The sequence below is a fragment of the Candidatus Pelagibacter sp. Uisw_113 genome (assembly GCF_047717815.1).
In the GTDB taxonomy this organism is placed as follows: Bacteria; Pseudomonadota; Alphaproteobacteria; order Pelagibacterales; family Pelagibacteraceae; genus Pelagibacter.
In genome coordinates, this window is record NZ_CP159809.1 from 1026382 (window position 1) to 1044156 (window position 17775).

Consider the following 17775-nt stretch of genomic DNA (forward strand, 5'->3'; position numbering starts at 1 on the left):
ATGAATGATGGGCTATTCTAATAAAGTTGTTTTCTAAAAAATTATTGCCTAAGTAATGAAGTGTAAAATTATCTGGCAGTATCTAAAAAAACTAAGTGTACGCTCTATCAGTGGTGATAGATACAAGTCTCTATAAATTTAATACTACTTAACTTTCCAATCCGTAGGAAAAGAGACGTAATTAACTTGTAAACAGCGTCTTTCTTTGACGATCTCCTTCTTTTCCATCCCATGCCAAGTATTTGGCCCACTAGTGAAAAAGTAACCATAGTTATTTTTATATGGAACAGTTTTAACTTTTTCTAACTTTTCATTGTAAAAATCAGTACCTAGTGTCTCAGATTCATTAAATTCATTAACAAATAACAAGCACGAGACTAGTTTTTCTTTAATATCACAATGTGGTTTAAGCCAAAATCCTTTTCTATCACAAATTACTTCTACTCTTACATAAGAATTAGACAGATCTCTATTTATAAGACTTGAAATCTTGGAGCATGTTTCTTTTGATTGAAGTTCATTGATTAATTTTGTTAATGCTGGAAACTTCTTGCTATTTTCTTTTGTAATAAAACATCTAAATTTTATTGCTTTACCACCACTTGTTATCCCTTCTCTAAATTCTGGTGCACCCCCATCTATAGCTCTTGTTCCATCATATTCTAAATCAAGTTGATTTAGATCAGGTATGTCAGCACTTATAATTTCATTAATAGCATCATTTGATAATGGTTTGTTTAACTCCCAATGTTTAAAAGGATCATTGTGTTCTTTAGAGTTATTTAAAATTGAATTAAGAAAAGTCATGCTGTTTTATTTTTTCTTTTATTTGGTTCGCTATTTTATTAGTTTCGTTTAGTTTTGTATAAGTCCAATTTTCAATAGAATTATTTAATTCTTTTATTATATTTAAAGACTCGAATAAATTAAAAAAGTTTTTAAATCTCTGATTATTTTTAATTGCTGGCATTTGAGCTACATAAATTGGCTTTCCAGTAATTGCAGCTTCTGAAATCATTGAAGTAGAATCGCAAGTAACAATAATGTGATCTGATATTTTAAGTGAAGAAAGATAAGCTTTTTTATCAACATTAGGGATTATGATTTGATCTTTATAAAAATAATTCTTAGCTTTTTCAATTATATTCTGAGGAGTTCTCATTGAGGGAATAATAATTACTTGATAATTATTTTTTATAAAATTTTGTTCAATCTTTGAAAAAATGCCCTCTATGACTTGATTGTTATAATCATAATATCTAGTTGGTCCTCCTAATATTAAGGTAACAATTTTCTTTTGACTGTTAATTCTAGATTTTAAATAATTTTCATTCTGGTCCAACTCATCATTAGTTAAATAATGAACCGCACCTTTACTTGTTAGTACGTTATTTCCCTTTAAACCGTCGTGTTCGGGTGCAACTACAAAATCAAAATTATCTAAAAACACTTTAGGTTCTTGAATGTGAATATTTATGATTTTATTTTTAAATTTTTTCTTTAAATATATTGATGGTATTACACTTTTTCTTCCACAAGAAATAACAACATCAAACTGGCTATCAATTTTATTTTTAAAAACAAAATCTTGCACAGGTGTTACTTTGGGTGGAAATAATTTCCAAAAATTATTAATTTCAATCTTCTCGTGTATAAAATCTAAATCTAAAGCCTTAGCTAATCCTTCAACTTGGCTAATCATGCCGTGCATGCCCTCTGTTAATAATAACCCTTTTAATTTTGTCATTTATCCTTATATAACTTCTGCATGAGTGAAAATCCAATTAAACACACAAAAGTGTTAATAATAGGGTCAGGTCCAGCTGGCTATACAGCAGCTGTGTATGCTGCCCGAGCAATGCTAAGCCCTGTTTTAGTATACGGCTCTGAACCAGGTGGACAATTAACTACAACAACAGACGTGGAAAATTACCCGGGTTTTTCAGATGTAATTCAAGGTCCATGGTTAATGGATCAAATGCGAGACCAAGCAAAAGCAGTTGGTACAGAAATGATTGAAGATCATATCGGATCAGTAAATTTAAAATCTACACCCTTTGAAGCAGTTGGTGATAGTGGACAAAAATATACTGCAGATAGCATAATTATTTCTACAGGTGCTCAGGCAAGATGGTTAAATATAGAATCAGAACAAGCATATAGAGGCTTTGGTGTTTCAGCGTGTGCAACATGTGATGGTTTTTTCTTTAAAGAAAAAGTTGTGGCAGTTGTTGGTGGTGGAAATGCTGCTGTAGAAGAGGCAATGTTTCTTACAAAATTTGCATCAAAAGTAAAATTAATTCATAGAAGAGATACTTTAAGAGCAGAAAAATTACTTCAGAAAAAATTAATGGAAAATAAAAAAATTGAAATAATTTGGGATAGTGCTGTTGAAGAGGTTATTGGGGATAGCGAACCTAAAAATGTTACAGCGATTAAAGTTAAAAATCTTAAAACAAATAAAATTGAAGAAATGAAAATAGATGGTTTATTTATTGCAATTGGTCATGATCCAGCAACGGCTCTTTTTAAAGATCAATTAGATATGGATAAAGAAGGTTATTTATTAACTAAACCAGATTTAACAGAAACTAATATCCCTGGTGTTTATGCTGCAGGTGATGTTAAAGACAAAACATTCAGACAAGCTGTAACTGCTGCTGGAATGGGTTGCATGGCTGCACTTGAGGCTGAAAAATTCTTATCTCACTAACTTAAATATTAACTATTTTAGAAATTTCTTTTTTTCTACCTAAGCTCCATTTTTTTAAAGCAGATATTATTGGTATTGCTGAATTTCCGAATTCACTTAATTTATAATCTACGTTTTGAGATTTATTAATAATTTTAACAACCAAACCATCTTTTCTCATTTCATCAAGTTTTCTTGCCAAAACTTGGGAGCTGATATTGGTTACTGTTTTTCTAAGCTCATTAAATCTGATTTTCTTATTTTCATAGATTCTTGCAATAATAAAAATTTTCCATTTTCCTCCTAATAATTCCATAACGTTTGAAAAAGGACACGATTGTTTTTGATTAATTTTTTCCACATCTTTTTTGTAAACTAATAACAAAAAATGACCAGTCATTATTTAAGTAACTGTGAAGTGACTAGTAAGCTTATAATTAGTTGATAAAAGATTATTTATGTCCATATATATCAAAACAAAAATTTAATCAGAAGGAACAACAAAATGACAAATAAAGTATTATTAACTGGAATAAGTGGCTGGATAGCAAAACATATAGCAATTGAATTATTAAATTCTGGATATGAAGTTTTAGGAACTGTTAGAAGCCAAAACTCATTAGATAAAACAAAGAAAACTCTAAGCGAATATGTTTCAACAGATAAATTATCATTTGTTGAATTGGACTTATTAAAAGATGATGGTTGGGTTGAGGCTGCTAAAGATTGTAAATATATTATACATACTGCTTCTCCCTACCCCATGAAAAGCTCAAGAAATAGAGAGGCTTTAGTTCCAGCTGCTAAAGGTGGAACGTTAAGAGTTTTAAATGCCGGTATAGAAGCTAATGTTGAAAAAATAATTCTTACTTCATCAATAGCTGCTATGTTTAAAAAACCTAACAGAACAAACCCATATACTTTTGGAGAAAGTGATTGGTCAAATACTGATTGGAGTGGATCGAATGACTACATTATATCAAAGACAAAAGCTGAACAAGCTGCATGGGAATTAATGGAAAGCAAAGGATTAAAAGACAAATTAACTGTAATTAATCCAGGAGGGGTTTTTGGTGATGCTTTAGATAAAAAAACAAATACCTCAACTAGCTATGTTGAACTTTTCCTTAAAGGAAAATATCCTATGGCGCCAAATTTTGGAATATTAATTTCTGATGTAAAAGATGTAGCAAGAGCACATGTTTTATCTATAAAAAATCCCAAGGTTAATGGAAGACGTTTAATTATTGGTTCAGAAGTAAAAAAAATGCTCGAAGTTTCTAAAATTATGGCTGAAGCATTTCCGAAGTATGCAAAAAAACTTCCAAAAAAAGAAATGCCAAATTTTATGGTTAAATTGATCGGTTACTTAGATTCTTCTGTAAAGATTATGTTGCCTGATCTTGGAATTTTAATGCAGACAGATACTTCATATTCTGAAGATTTATTGGATATGAAATTTAAATCTGCAAAAGATAGTATTGTAGATGCTGGGAACTCAGTAATTAGACTTGGATTAGTTTAAAAATACTAACTACTTATTTCTGATATCTCGTTAGACTCAAAAATAGTTTGTTGAATATCACTTTGAATAACAGCTATCATTGCTTTTGCAACTGTTTCGGAATGAATAGGTTTCATTTTCTTTAAAGGACCTAAAAGTAATGGAGAAAGTAACTTAAAAACAAAAATACCTATTGTTTCACTTGCTCTCTTTTCTTTTCTATTACCTATTAAAAAAGATGGTCTCAATATTGCTAATTTAGGAAAATTAAGTTCTTTTAACTCGTCTTCAACTTGTCCTTTAAATCTTATGTATTCTCCTGAACTCTTGGAGTTTGCATACAATGCAGAAACAAAAATAAATGAGTTAACCAAATTTGATTTTGCAATTTTTGCAACTTCTTTGGGAACATCAAGTTCAACCCTTTTATATTCGTCTTTATCAGGGGAATTTTTTTTAGTTGTACCAATACAAAAGAAGCAATCATCACCTTTGATATCTTCTTTGTGATTTTGTAAGTTGTTAAAATCAGTCTTAATAATCTCTACTTTTGGATCACTAATTTCAGGAACTGAGCGAACAAATAATTTTATCTTAGAGTAATTAGTATCCTTAATTAATTGATTAAGGAGGTGACCTCCAACTAAACCAGATGACCCAAATAATAAAGCCGTTTTCATTATAACTAGACCTATTTTAAGGAACCTTCCAATATATATTTCAATATACGAAAAGCTTGTTTTTGATCTGAAGCAACAGCAGCAGCAGAGCCATCCACTTCTTTAAGAGCATGTTGATGATCATCGTTATGAATAACAATCATAGATTTATTAAGTGCTGTAGCATAACCCGCATCAAAGGCGGCATTCCATTGCTTAAATTTTTCACCAAACTTAACAATAATTACATCACAATCTTGAATAGATTTCTTAGTTCGAATGGAATTAATATTAGCACCTTTTCTATCTTTCCAAAAATTTTTTTCTTCGGCTCCTAGAATTTCTACACCACAATTATCAGAGGCTTCATGATCAGTTATGGGAGATGTAAATTTAACATCTAATTTCTCTTTTTCACAAAGTTGAATAATTTCTTCTCGCCAATTACTGTGAATTTCACCTGCCAAATATACACTCAACATTTATGTCTCCTTATTGCTTTTTTAGTTTAAATATCATTTTTTAATTTATTATAAAGTCTAATTTGCTTGTAACAAATTTTTACTAATCGGTTATATCTACATTGTGAAAAAGGGTAAATACATTAAAACTTTTAAACTGTTGCTTCCTTATTTGTGGCCTAAAAAAAGGAAAGATTTAAGGATACGAGTTAGTTTTGCAGTTGTTGCTTTAGTTTTAGCAAAAATAGCCAGCGTTAGTACTCCTTTAGTATTGGGTAGTGCGGTAAACTCTCTGACAGAATTAAGTTCAGGCATTAATTTATTTATGCTGGTACCAATAGCTTTAGTAGTTGGCTATGGTGTAACTAGAGTAATTGCTTTCACATTTGTTGAAATTAGAGACGCCTTATTTTCAAAAGTTTCCCAACATTCTATTAGACAAATATCTTTGACAATGTTCCAACATCTTCACAATCTATCTTTACAATTTCATTTAAATAGACAAACAGGTGCACTAGCAAAATATATAGACAGAGGAACAAAAGGAATAGATTTTCTTCTAAGATATGTCTTGTTCAATATTGCTCCTACTTTCTTTGAAGTGTTCTTGGTTTCTGGGATTTTATTTTATCTATATGGCCCATGGTATGCTGTTGTAACACTTGTAACTATTGGCCTTTATTCTTTCTTAACTTTTAAGATTACTGAATGGAGAAATGTATTTAGAAAAAGAATGAACCAAGCTGATAACGATGTCAGCACTAAAATGATTGATAGTTTATTGAACTTTGAGACAGTTAAATATTTTAACAATGAGGCCTTTGAAGCTAATAGGCTTGATCAATCATTAGAAGAATATGAGTTAGCAGCAAATCAAAGTAGACATTCTCTTTCGCTATTAAACATAGCTCAAACATTTATCATAATGGTGGGTATTACTATTATGTTGGTGATGTCAGTTTATGGGATCAAAAGTGGAGAGATTAATATTGGTGGGTTTGTTGTAATTAATGCCTACATGCTCCAATTATATCAGCCATTGAATTGGTTGGGTTCTGTTTATAGAGAAATTAGACAAGCACTAACTGATATGGAAAACATGTTTAGCTTATTAGAAGTTGCCCCAACAACAAATGATGATCTTGAGGATATACCCCAAAGTAACGATGCAGAAATTAGATTTGAAAACGTTAGTTTTGATTACGACATAAGAAGAACTATCATTAAAAATATTTCATTTATTGTTCCTAATGGAAAAAAAGTAGCCATTGTAGGGCCAACTGGTGCTGGTAAATCAACAATAAGTAGACTGTTATTCAAGTTTTATGATCCAAAAGAGGGAAATATTTTTATTAACAATACAAATGTAAATAAAATTTCTCAAAACTCTTTAAGAAAAATTATTGGTGTAGTCCCACAAGACACTGTCTTATTTAATGACACAATTTATTATAATATAGCTTACGGTAATACTGGTGCTACTAAAGAGGAGGTTATTAGTGCTGCACAAAATGCAGATATACATGATTTTATAACAATTTTACCAGATGGTTATGAAACAATTGTAGGAGAAAGAGGGTTGAAATTATCTGGTGGAGAGAAACAGAGAGTTGCTATTGCAAGAACTATTCTAAAAAATCCTAAAATATTTTTCTTTGATGAAGCAACATCTGCATTAGATACTAGTACAGAAAAAGAAATTCAAAAAAATCTAGAAAATGTCTCTAAAGGTAAAACAACTTTAATAATTGCTCATCGACTATCTACAGCTGCAAATGCTGATAATATTATTGTTCTTGATCAGGGTACTATTATTGAACAAGGGACGCATGAGAGTTTATTGCTAGAAAAAGGTAAATATTTTGAGATGTGGGGAAAGCAAAAACCTAGTTAAGACTTTTACAAAAAGAAGATATTTTTTCTAAAGCTTTTTTAAGATTTTCCATAGAAGTTGCATAAGATACTCTAAAGAAACCTTCCAAACCAAATGCAGAACCTTGAACAACTGCTACACCACTATTCTCTAATAAAGACTGAACAAAATCAGTATCTGTCTTAAGTTCTTTTCCGTTTGTATCTTTTTTACCAATTAACCCTTTGCAGCTTGGGAAAACATAAAATGCTCCATCTGGATTTAAACATTCAATTCCATCTATTTCATTTAATGCTTTAACAACAAAGTTTCTTCTTTCTTGAAATGAAATTGCTCTCTCTTTTATAAAATCTTGAGTTCCATTTAATGCCTCAACCGCCGCAGCTTGACTAATTGAAGATGGATTTGTTGTTGATTGCGATTGTATTTTAGCAATTGCTTTAATAATTTCTTTAGGACCAGCCGCATACCCTATTCTCCAGCCAGTCATTGAGTAAGCTTTACTTACACCGTTCATTGTAAGAACTCTTTCTTTCAAGCTATCAATTTGCGCAATAGTAAAAAATTTAAAACCTTCGTATGTTACATGCTCATAAATATCATCACTTAAAATATGCACGTGAGGATGTCTTGCTAAAACATCTGCGATTTTTTTAATATCACCTTCAGTATAACAAGCGCCTGTTGGATTTGATGGTGAATTTAATATTATCCACTTTGTTTTTGGTGTTATAGATTTTTCTAATTCAGCTGGATTAATTTTAAATCCTTGTTTTTCATTACACTCTAAAATAATTGGAGTTCCACCGGCTAATAAAACCATGTCAGGATAAGAAACCCAATAAGGCGCAGGAACTATAACCTCATCCCCTTCATTTAGGGTTGCCATCATGGCATTATAAATTACATGTTTTCCACCAGCACCAACTGTGATTTGATCAGTTGTGTAGTCTAAATTGTTTTCTCTTTTAAATTTTTTAACAATGGCATCTTTTAAGGCAGCAGTTCCATCAACGGCTGTATATTTAGTATCACCGTCATTAATGGCTTTTATAGCCGCTTGTTTGATATTATCTGGTGTATCAAAGTCAGGCTCTCCTGCCCCAAGACCTATAACGTCTTTTCCAGCAGCTTTTAACTCTCTTGCCTTTTGAGTTACAGCAATAGTTGGCGATGGTTTAATCTTTTTTAGACTGTCTGATATAATGCTCATTGAAATATATTTTTATTCTAATAGTTTTATAGATAATGCAAAATACTTATCAAGATTTAATTACAGATATACAGAGTAAAAATCCTGAAATTCACCAGAAACTAGAAGGTGGAAAAAAGTTTAAACTTGTTACAGATTTTAAACCTGCCGGTGATCAGCCAGAAGCAATAAAACAATTAGTTAAGGGTGCAAATAAAGAAGAATTAAACCAAGTTTTGCTTGGTGTAACAGGTTCTGGAAAAACTTTTACAATGGCCCAAGTAATTGAAAAAACTAATAGACCAGCTCTAATACTTGCTCCTAACAAAACACTAGCTGCGCAGCTTTATGGAGAGATGAAATCTTTTTTTCCAGACAATGCTGTTGAGTATTTTGTATCTTATTATGATTACTATACACCAGAAGCTTATGTTCCAAGGTCTGACACTTATATTGAAAAAGAAGCATCCATTAATGAACAAATTGATCGTATGCGTCACTCAGCTACTAGATCACTATTAGAGAGAGATGATGTAATTATTGTTGCAAGTGTTTCTTGTATCTATGGTCTGGGTTCTGTTGAGGCGTATAGCAAGATGACGTTGAGTTTAAAGAAAGATTATGAATATAGCAGAGAGCAACTAATAAAAACTTTAGTAAATTTACAATATAAAAGAAATGATCAGAGTTTTTATAGAGGAACTTTTAGAGCTCGAGGAGAATATCTTGAAATATTTCCCTCACACTTTGAAGATAGAGCATGGAGATTAAGTTTATTTGGCGACAAACTAGAAAAAATAGAAGAATTTGATCCCTTAACAGGAGATCTAATACAAGATTTAGATGTAATAAAAGTTTATGCTAATAGTCATTACATCACTCCTAAACCAACTATCGAACAAGCAATTATTAAAATTAAAAGAGAATTAGAAGCAACTTTAAAAAAATTCAAAGAACAAAATAAATTACTTGAAGCACAAAGATTAGAAGAAAGAGTTAAGTTTGATTTAGAAATGATAGAAGCAACAGGGTCTTGTGCTGGTATTGAAAACTATTCTCGTTTTTTATCGGGACGAAAACCCGGGGAACCACCTCCCACTCTATTTGAATACTTTCCTGACAACACTCTTATTTTTGTAGATGAATGCCACGTAACAGTTCCTCAATTAAATGGTATGTACAAAGGGGATAGATCAAGAAAAAGTAATCTTGCTGAATATGGTTTTAGATTACCTTCTTGCATGGACAATAGACCTCTTAAATTTGAAGAATGGGATGCAATGAGAACCCAAACAGTTTTTGTATCAGCAACACCAGGCCCTTGGGAATTAGAACAAGTTAAGGGTAAATTTGTTGAACAAATAATAAGGCCTACTGGTCTAATTGATCCACCAGTTGAAATAAAACCTGCCAAAAATCAAGTTGATGACTTGATGCATGAGTGCAAAAAAACAATAGATAAAAATTTTAGAGTTTTGGTTACTACATTGACTAAGAAAATGGCTGAAGATTTAACGGAATATTTTCATGAAAATGGTATTAGGGTCAGATATTTGCACTCCGATATTGATACACTAGAGAGAATTGAAATCATGAGGGATTTAAGGCTTGGTGTTTTCGATGTCTTAGTGGGAATTAACCTTTTAAGAGAAGGACTAGATATTCCAGAGTGTGCATTAGTTGGAATTTTAGATGCTGATAAAGAAGGATTTTTAAGATCCGAAACTTCTTTAGTTCAAACTATTGGAAGGGCTGCAAGAAACTTAGAAGGAAGAGTTATTCTTTATGCAGATAAAGAAACTAAAAGTATAAAAAAAGCAATTCAAGAAACGGATAGAAGAAGAGCAATTCAAGTTGCCTATAATAAAAAGCATAATATTGATGCTGTTTCTATTAAGAAAGAAATCAGCGATGTGTTGCAGAACGTTTATGATAAGGATTATTTAAAAGTAGGTACTGGAGACAATATTGGTGGAAATTTAAAGAAACACTTAAAGATGCTCAACAAAAGAATGAAGGATGCAGCCACAAATCTTGAATTTGAAGAAGCTGGTAAAATTAGAGATGAAATAAGAAATTTAGAAGCATCAGAGTTAGAAATTGTTTTAAACCCAAAAATAAAACACTATAACCAAGAAAATAGAACATATCCAAAAGGTAGATCAACAATGGGCTTACCTGGTACAAGAGCACAAAAAGGTAAAAAAAAATGGAAGCAAACAAAATAATTATCACTGGAGCCGCAACAAGAATGGGTGCTGCTATTGCAAAGAAACTCTCAGGTCCAGGAGTTGAAATGGTTATTCATTACAATAAGTCTAAATCTGAAGCTGAAAAATTACAAAAGGAATTGTCAAAAAATAAAACAAAAGTTTACTTGGTAAAAGGTGACCTTGCAAAAGAACAAGATTTAAAAAAAATTATAAAATTCTCAAAGTTAAAATTAAAATACTTTGATTGTTTAATTAATAATGCTTCGTTATTTGAAAATGACAGTCTTAAAAATTTTTCTTCTAAAAGTTGGAACCAACATATTGATGTAAATTTAAAAGCACCTGCATATCTTACAAAAGAATTTTCAAAAAATGTTAAGGGTAAAAACAACAATATTATAAATATAACAGATCAAAGAGTTTTTAAGTTAACTCCCTTTTTCTTTTCTTACACTTTAAGTAAAACGGGGCTTTACACACTAACAAAAACTAGTGCTATGGAATTAGCTCCAAACATAAGAGTTAATGGAATTGCACCTGGACCAACTATTAAAAATAAAAGACAAACTGACATGCATTTTAAAAAGCAGTATTTAGCAACACCTTTGAAGCAACAGGTAAATATAAAAGATATATGTTCTGCTGTTGACTTTTTTATCAAAAACAGTTCAATTACAGGTCAAGTAATAGCAATAGATAGTGGACAAAGTTTAAACTGGCAAACACCAGATGTAATTGGAAAAGAATGAAAAAAAATAATTTAAATATTGTCAAAATAGATAAAAATAAAAGTTTATTTAATTACGAAAAAAAAATTCTTATTAAAGAATTAACTCTAGATTTAAAGCTTGGTTATTATGATTTTGAAAAAGAAAAAACCCAGAAAGTAAAATTTAGTTTAGAGATTGATTATGAAGATAGAAAACCAACAAATGACAAAGATATCAAATCAATTGTTAATTATGGTCAGGTTGTAAAATTAATTATAAAACTTGCAAAAAAGAAACATTATAATTTTTTAGAAACACTTGCTGAAGATGTTTTTGATGTATTATTTAAAGATAAACGAATTGGAAAAATTATGCTTCAAATTGAAAAATTAGAAATTATAAAAGAATGTGCCTCTGTTGGTATCCAAATTACCAAAAAAAGAAGTCATGAAAAGCTCTGAATTAGGCAAAGACGTAATTAGAAAAGAGCTCCCATTAATTCCTAAAAGTCCTGGAGTTTATCGAATGCTTGATCATAAAGATGTGATTTTGTATGTAGGTAAAGCAAAAAACCTGCCCAATAGATTAAAGAGTTATGTGGCTGAAAAAAATCATATCATCAGAACAGCAAGGATGCTCTCTCAAACTTTTAAGTTAGAGATAACGACTACTGCCAATGAAAGTGAAGCACTTCTTTTAGAGGCTAATTTAATCAAAAAATATAAACCTAAATTCAATATATTGCTTAAAGATGACAAATCTTTTCCATTTGTTTTCATCAGTAATAAAGACCAATGGGCACAGGTTACAAAACATAGGGGCAAAAAAGATAAAGAAGGATTTTACTTTGGACCCTTTGCTTCAGCAGGAACTGCAAATTGGACCATTAAGATGCTTCAAAAAATATTTCAAATTCGAGTTTGTGATGATAGCACCTTCAAAAATAGAAAAAGACCCTGCATTCTTTATCAGATAAAAAGATGCTCTGGTCCTTGTGTCGATTATATTGATAAAGAAGATTATAAAAAATCAGTAGATCAAGCAATTCAGTTTGTATCGGGTAAATCAAGAGATATACAAAAAAATTTATCTAAACAAATGGAGGAAGCCAGCGAAAAGCTGGATTTTGAAAGAGCTTCTATTTTTAGAGATAGAATTAAATCCTTAAATATAATTCAATCGTCACAAAGAATTAATGAAGCCAATCTAGTTGATGCTGATGTAATTGCTGCCTATAAAGAATCTGGCAAAACCTGTATTCAGGTATTTTTTTACAGATCCAAACAAAATTGGGGCAACCAAGCTTATTTTCCAAAACATGATCCTGACCAAGACATATCTGAAATAATGTCCTCCTTCTTGATGCAATTTTACGAAAATAAGAATGTTCCAAAATTAATTATTATTAATACAGAAATTGAGGACAGGAAACTAATTGAAGAAACATTAAGTAAAAAAGAAAGTAGTACAATTTCTATTAATATAGCAAAAAAAGGAACTAAAGCTAAAGTGATTGCTATGGCAGAAAAAAATGCCAAAGAGTCACTTAATAGAAAAATTTATGAAACAAATAATAATAAAAATTTATTTGATGGTGTGGCTAAAAAATTTGATCTTAAAAGTAGCCTAAACTTAGTTGAAGTTTATGATAATAGCCATATCTCAGGAACCAATAGCGTAGGCGCTATGATTACTTTTGGAAATGAAGGATTTGTTAAAAAAAGATATAGAAAATTTGACATCAAGACAAAGGGTGCTGAACAAGATGATTTTGCAATGTTAAAAGAAGTTCTTACTAGGAGATTTAAAAGAGCGATGTTAGAAAAAGGAAATTATTTAACTCTTCCTGATTTAATATTAATTGATGGTGGTAAAGGTCAATATTCATCTGCCAAAGAAGTATTGGATGAATTTGGCTTACATGATCTTCCTATGATCGCTATTGCTAAGGGTAAATTAAGAAATAGTGGTGATGAAACCTTTTTCTATAGGGGAAATTCATTTAAATTTGATAAGAATGACCCTACCCTCTTCTTCATGCAGAGACTGCGTGATGAAGCACATAGGTTTGCTATCACCTCTCATAGAGCAAAAAGAGCAAAAGGAATTACAAAATCATTATTAGATCAAATTGATGGTATTGGATCGATTAGAAAAAGAGCTTTATTGAACCACTTTGGCTCTGCTAGATCTGTAGAATCTGCTAGTTTTGATGAGATTAAATCAGTTGAAGGTGTTGAGGAAAAAGTTGCAAAAAAGATATATAACTTTTTTCACGAATAATTATGCTTAAAAAAATTCCAAATATTTTAACAATTGGTAGAATAATAATTGTACCTTTTTTTGTTCTAGCATTTTATTTGCCGGGTTTTTACGGTGATTTAACTGCATGCGTATTGTTTGTAATTGCTTCATTTACTGATTTTTTGGATGGAATGTTGGCAAGAATGATGGGTGAAGAGTCTAAGTTAGGTGAATTGCTTGATCCTATAGCAGATAAAATTATTGTTGCTACCGCACTTATATTGCTTGTTATGAGTGGAACAATTAAACATTATGAGGTTATTGCTGCAATTATAATACTTACAAGGGAGATACTGATTTCAGGATTAAGAGAGTTTCTAGCTAGAGGGCAAATTAAATTACCAGTAACTAATTTAGCAAAATTAAAAACTTTTTTACAAATGGTTGCCATAGCTCTTTTACTGACAGGTGAAACTGGTAATAAAATTTTAAATTTTCAAGATTATAATGCCCAAACTATTGGTATAATCCTGCTTTGGCTTTCTGCATTTTTAACTCTATATACTGGTTATGAGTATTTAAGAAAAGGCATTGACCATGCAATGTCTGAGGATAATAAAAGGTAAATAATCTATTTTTTTCTAACTAAAGCTTGATAACTTTCATTTAAATCAATTATAGTTTCACAAACTTTAAATTGATTATCCGCAATACATGATACTGGTGTTACTTCTGCAGCTGACCCAGTTAAAAAACAACCAACAAAATCTTTTAGTTCTTCTGGTTTAATTTTTCTCTCATTAATTTTAATTCCTTTAGATTTAGCAATCTCAATAACTGTTCTTCTTGTTATTCCGTCTAAAAAACAATCTGGAATTGGAGTGTGTATTTCTCCATTCTTATCTTTAAAAAAAATATTTGCTCCAGTTGCCTCTGCAACATTTCCTTCATAATCCAGCATTAAAGAATCTGTATAACCTTGTTGTTCTGCTTCATGTTTAGACAAGGTATTAATCATATATAGGCCTGATGCTTTTGTGTCCCACGGTATTGTATTTGGTGCTGGCTTTCTCCAGTTTGAAATATTTAATTTAATCCCATTAACTTTTAATTTTGGATCAAAATAAGAACCCCAATCCCAGGTTGCTACAGCAACATGAATTTTTGTTTGTTGTGCAGAGATTGCCATCATTTCACTACCTCTCCAGGCCATTGGTCTTACATAACCATCTTTTATATTTTGAACTGAAATAATTTTATTACATGCATCATTTATTTCTGTTTCTGAATATGGCATTGTAATTCCCATTCTTTTAGCTGAATAAAAAAGTCTTGTGGTATGCTCTTCTAATTTGAATATTGAACCGTCATAAACTCTTTCTCCTTCAAATACACAGCTAGCATAATGCAATCCATGATTTAAAATATGAATTTTTGCATCAGCCCAATCAACAAGCTCGTTATTATACCAGATTTTACCAGATCTTTTATCGTAGGGTATCATGTATGAAATAATTTAAATTTTTTCCTAAAATTATCTTTGTATCTATAATATGTCAATATAACTTACCCATAATGAAAGAACTTTTATATTTAAAGGACACTCAGTTAAAGCAATTGATTGAAAAGTTATTTACAAGTTACCGTGAATCTTTTTCAGATGCCAAGAAAACCTTGGATAAATACTCTATAGGTATAGCTCACCACAAAGTTTTACATCTATTATCAATGTATAAGGGGATTACAATTTCTGACCTGTTAAAGAAGCTAAAGGTTACTAAGCAGAGTTTAAATAGAGTTTTAAAAGATTTAATTAAACTTGATGTTGTTTTTTTTGAAAAAGATCAACAAGACACAAGGGTAAAACACATTTTTTTAAATGAAAAAGGAGAAAAAATTTTTGATGAAATATTTTCAACACAAAAAAAACGAATTTATAATGCTCTTTTAAATTCAAGTTCAGATCAAGTTTTAAACTTTGATAATGTTTTAAAGAAAATAATCAATGAATGATATTGTAGCCCATATTTTAGTTGTAGATGATGATGAGGGAATTAGATCTCTAATTAAACAATATTTAAATGAAAATAACTTTCTAGTTACTACATCGGATAGCGCAGAAAATGCTGAAGAAAAAATTTCAATAATTAAATTTGATTTAATTATTTTAGATATAATGATGACAGGCAAAAGTGGTCTTGATTTTATCAGGCAAAATAAATCTAAGATTGATACCCCTATAATTTTATTAACAGCTAAAGGAGAGGCTGAAAATAGAGTTGAAGGCCTAGAGATAGGTGCTGATGATTATTTGCCAAAACCATTTGAGCCAAAAGAACTAACTTTAAGAATAAAAAATATTTTAAATAAAACAAAAAGAAATGATGAAAAAAGAATTATAACCTTTGATAATATTAAAATTGATCTTAACAAACTTTTAATTATTAAAAATGAAACTGAATATAAAATAAATAATACTGAAAAAATCATATTAGAAAAAATGATTAACAATCCTGGCAAAACTTTTTCAAGAGAGGATATTGGCAAACTAACTGATCTTGATAAAGAAAGATCTATAGATGTAATAATTACAAGACTTAGAAAAAAAATAGAAATAGACCCGAAAAATCCAAAATACTTACAAACTTTAAGAGGTGCTGGTTATGTTTTATGGATTGAATAATTTTGTAAAAAATTTATTACCAAAAAGATTATTTTATAGAGCTTTATTAATTGTAGCAGTACCTATAATTGTTCTTCAAGTAGTCATAACAATTGTTTTTTTTGATAGTCTTTGGATTAAAACAAATAAAGGTATGACAAGAGCATTGATCGGTGAGATGAAAACATTCATAGCAGCTTACGATAATGGAAAATATAATAATAACGACCTGTCAGGCTTATTTTCCATTTATTTAGATCTTAATGTTGAGTTTAAAAAAGATGATTCATTTGAAAAACCTCAAAAAGAAAGATGGTTTAGCCCCATAGATAGAACACTTAGAAGAGAACTAAAATCTAATATGGGTACTGAGAATTATTGGTTCGATACAACGAGTTATAAAGAACTTATTCATATAAATATTAAATATAACGACGGATACTTTGAATTTTTTATTCCAAAAGATAGGGTGACAAGCTCGTCTGCTAGAATGTTTGCTTTATGGATTACTCTACCAGCTCTACTAATGATAACTATAGCCATAATATTTCTGAAAAATCAAACAAGGCCAATTATAAACCTAGCTAAAGCTGCAGAAAGATTTGGTAGAGGGGAAAATATTGATGAGTACAGACCATCAGGAGCCTTAGAGATCAGACAAGCAGGTTTGGAATTTGAAAAAATGAAAAAAAGAATAATGAGACACCTAAATCAAAGGTCTGAAATGTTATCTGGTATAAGCCATGATTTAAGAACACCCTTAACAAGACTAAAACTTCAGCTATCTTTTATGAAAGATAACGATTTATCAAAAAAAATGTCTTTAGATATAGATGAAATGGAAAAAATGCTCAATGAATATCTACAGTTTACAAGTTCATCTTATTTAGAAAAAGATGAAACCTTTGATATTTCTGAATTAATCGAAGCTACAATAAATAAATATAATAATGATAAAATAACTAAAGAAATAATTCCAAGAGTTTATATGAATGGAAGAAAGAATTTAATACAAAGATCTTTAAATAATTTAATTGATAATTCAATTAAATATGCTGAAAATATAAATTTTCATTTATCAAAAAAAGACAGTAACATAATAATTACTATTGATGATGATGGAGTTGGCATTCCTAAAGAAGAGTTAGAAAATGTTTTCAAACCATTTTATAAAGTAGATAAAAGTAGAGGGGATTCTAAATCTAGTGTTGGTCTTGGATTATCAATTACATCTGACATAATCAAATCTCATGGAGGAAATATTTTATTAGAAAAATCTCCTTTAAACGGCCTTAGAGTTAAGATTTTTTTACCTTTGTAGATTTTTTATTTGGACTTTTTTTTTCTAATTTGTTGATTTTTTTTTCTAAATTTTCAACTCTTTTAATTAATATATCTGTTTCTTCTTTGCTAGTTAATTTCATTTTAAAAATTATTTCATCTCTTTTAGATCTTAAAACATTTATGATTTCAGAGCTTAAATCTTTATAAGAAATTAGCCCTTGTTCAAATAGCTTTGTTAATTTATCAATTACAAATTTTGATTTTGTCATATATTCGTTTAT

The 17775-nt window shown here is 30.0% G+C and carries 19 protein-coding genes; 11 read left to right on the forward strand and 8 right to left on the reverse strand.

What is annotated here, in order from left to right; genetic code table 11:
- Positions 1-144: 144 nt before the first annotated feature.
- Together ABXT39_RS05525 and ABXT39_RS05530 are read right to left on the reverse strand one after the other, a co-directional pair.
- Complete coding sequence (locus tag ABXT39_RS05525; protein ID WP_415294751.1) at positions 145-807, reverse strand: hypothetical protein; 663 nt, start codon at positions 805-807, stop codon at positions 145-147.
- Complete coding sequence (locus ABXT39_RS05530) at positions 794-1747, reverse strand: mitochondrial fission ELM1 family protein (protein ID WP_415294752.1); 954 nt, start codon at positions 1745-1747, stop codon at positions 794-796. Before ABXT39_RS05530 ends, ABXT39_RS05525 begins: the two co-directional genes overlap by 14 nt.
- Before the next feature lie 21 nt (positions 1748-1768).
- On the opposite strand from ABXT39_RS05530, the gene trxB reads away from it, so the two are divergent.
- On the forward strand, positions 1769-2713 hold the full coding sequence (gene trxB / locus ABXT39_RS05535) for a thioredoxin-disulfide reductase (protein ID WP_415294753.1): 945 nt from the start codon (positions 1769-1771) through the stop codon (positions 2711-2713).
- Between the two features lies 1 nt (position 2714).
- On the opposite strand, the gene ABXT39_RS05540 is transcribed toward trxB, so the two are convergent.
- Positions 2715-3092, reverse strand: coding sequence for a winged helix-turn-helix transcriptional regulator (locus ABXT39_RS05540; RefSeq protein WP_415294754.1), 378 nt, complete (start codon positions 3090-3092; stop codon positions 2715-2717).
- 105 nt (positions 3093-3197) lie between these two features.
- On the opposite strand from ABXT39_RS05540, the gene ABXT39_RS05545 reads away from it, so the two are divergent.
- Positions 3198-4217 (forward strand): NAD-dependent epimerase/dehydratase family protein, encoded by a 1020-nt coding sequence (locus ABXT39_RS05545; protein ID WP_415294755.1) that lies wholly within the window; start codon positions 3198-3200, stop codon positions 4215-4217.
- 5 nt (positions 4218-4222) lie between these two features.
- Here the strand turns inward: ABXT39_RS05545 and ABXT39_RS05550 are convergent, their stop codons facing one another.
- Together ABXT39_RS05550 and ABXT39_RS05555 are read right to left on the reverse strand one after the other, a co-directional pair.
- Positions 4223-4876 carry an NAD(P)H-binding protein gene (locus ABXT39_RS05550; RefSeq protein WP_415294756.1) on the reverse strand — a complete coding sequence of 218 codons (654 nt, stop codon included), beginning with the start codon at positions 4874-4876 and terminating at the stop codon, positions 4223-4225.
- An 11-nt stretch (positions 4877-4887) separates the two neighbouring features.
- Positions 4888-5337, reverse strand: coding sequence for a YtoQ family protein (locus ABXT39_RS05555; RefSeq protein ID WP_271483063.1), 450 nt, complete (start codon positions 5335-5337; stop codon positions 4888-4890).
- A gap of 103 nt (positions 5338-5440) precedes the next feature.
- On the opposite strand from ABXT39_RS05555, the gene ABXT39_RS05560 reads away from it, so the two are divergent.
- On the forward strand, positions 5441-7210 hold the full coding sequence (locus ABXT39_RS05560; protein ID WP_415294757.1) for an ABCB family ABC transporter ATP-binding protein/permease: 1770 nt from the start codon (positions 5441-5443) through the stop codon (positions 7208-7210).
- Here the strand turns inward: ABXT39_RS05560 and ABXT39_RS05565 are convergent.
- Positions 7203-8402, reverse strand: a complete 1200-nt coding sequence (locus ABXT39_RS05565; protein ID WP_415294758.1) for a pyridoxal phosphate-dependent aminotransferase — start codon at positions 8400-8402, stop codon at positions 7203-7205. The two genes, ABXT39_RS05560 and ABXT39_RS05565, sit on opposite strands and share 8 nt — an antisense overlap.
- Before the next feature lie 35 nt (positions 8403-8437).
- Here ABXT39_RS05565 and uvrB point away from each other — a divergent pair, with 35 nt between their 5' ends.
- Genes uvrB through pgsA form a run of 5 tightly spaced genes read left to right on the forward strand, consistent with a single transcriptional unit; the run spans position 8438 to position 14174 of the window.
- A complete protein-coding gene (uvrB, locus tag ABXT39_RS05570) occupies positions 8438-10609 on the forward strand; it encodes an excinuclease ABC subunit UvrB (protein WP_415294759.1) in 2172 nt (723 codons plus the stop codon).
- Positions 10591-11343, forward strand: coding sequence for an SDR family oxidoreductase (locus tag ABXT39_RS05575; protein WP_415294760.1), 753 nt, complete (start codon positions 10591-10593; stop codon positions 11341-11343). The genes uvrB and ABXT39_RS05575 overlap by 19 nt, the downstream gene beginning before the upstream one ends.
- Complete coding sequence (locus ABXT39_RS05580) at positions 11340-11765, forward strand: dihydroneopterin aldolase (RefSeq protein ID WP_415294761.1); 426 nt, start codon at positions 11340-11342, stop codon at positions 11763-11765. The genes ABXT39_RS05575 and ABXT39_RS05580 overlap by 4 nt, the downstream gene beginning before the upstream one ends.
- Positions 11752-13587, forward strand: a complete 1836-nt coding sequence (gene uvrC, locus ABXT39_RS05585) for an excinuclease ABC subunit UvrC (RefSeq protein WP_415294762.1) — start codon at positions 11752-11754, stop codon at positions 13585-13587. Before ABXT39_RS05580 ends, uvrC begins: the two co-directional genes overlap by 14 nt.
- 2 nt (positions 13588-13589) lie before the next feature.
- On the forward strand, positions 13590-14174 hold the full coding sequence (gene pgsA, locus ABXT39_RS05590) for a CDP-diacylglycerol--glycerol-3-phosphate 3-phosphatidyltransferase (RefSeq protein ID WP_415294763.1): 585 nt from the start codon (positions 13590-13592) through the stop codon (positions 14172-14174).
- A 5-nt stretch (positions 14175-14179) separates the two neighbouring features.
- Here the strand turns inward: pgsA and ABXT39_RS05595 are convergent, their stop codons facing one another.
- On the reverse strand, positions 14180-15052 hold the full coding sequence (locus tag ABXT39_RS05595; RefSeq protein ID WP_415294764.1) for a branched-chain amino acid aminotransferase: 873 nt from the start codon (positions 15050-15052) through the stop codon (positions 14180-14182).
- 71 nt (positions 15053-15123) lie between these two features.
- Here ABXT39_RS05595 and ABXT39_RS05600 point away from each other — a divergent pair, with 71 nt between their 5' ends.
- The 3 genes from ABXT39_RS05600 to ABXT39_RS05610 are packed head-to-tail and all read left to right on the forward strand — an operon-like array spanning position 15124 to position 17531.
- Positions 15124-15561, forward strand: a complete 438-nt coding sequence (locus tag ABXT39_RS05600) for a MarR family transcriptional regulator (protein WP_271512686.1) — start codon at positions 15124-15126, stop codon at positions 15559-15561.
- Positions 15554-16231, forward strand: coding sequence for a response regulator (locus ABXT39_RS05605; protein ID WP_415294765.1), 678 nt, complete (start codon positions 15554-15556; stop codon positions 16229-16231). The genes ABXT39_RS05600 and ABXT39_RS05605 overlap by 8 nt, the downstream gene beginning before the upstream one ends.
- Positions 16212-17531, forward strand: a complete 1320-nt coding sequence (locus ABXT39_RS05610; RefSeq protein ID WP_415294766.1) for an ATP-binding protein — start codon at positions 16212-16214, stop codon at positions 17529-17531. Before ABXT39_RS05605 ends, ABXT39_RS05610 begins: the two co-directional genes overlap by 20 nt.
- Here ABXT39_RS05610 and ABXT39_RS05615 read toward each other — a convergent pair.
- On the reverse strand, positions 17509-17763 hold the full coding sequence (locus tag ABXT39_RS05615; RefSeq protein WP_271492296.1) for a hypothetical protein: 255 nt from the start codon (positions 17761-17763) through the stop codon (positions 17509-17511). The genes ABXT39_RS05610 and ABXT39_RS05615 overlap by 23 nt on opposite strands.
- Positions 17764-17775: the final 12 nt, after the last annotated feature.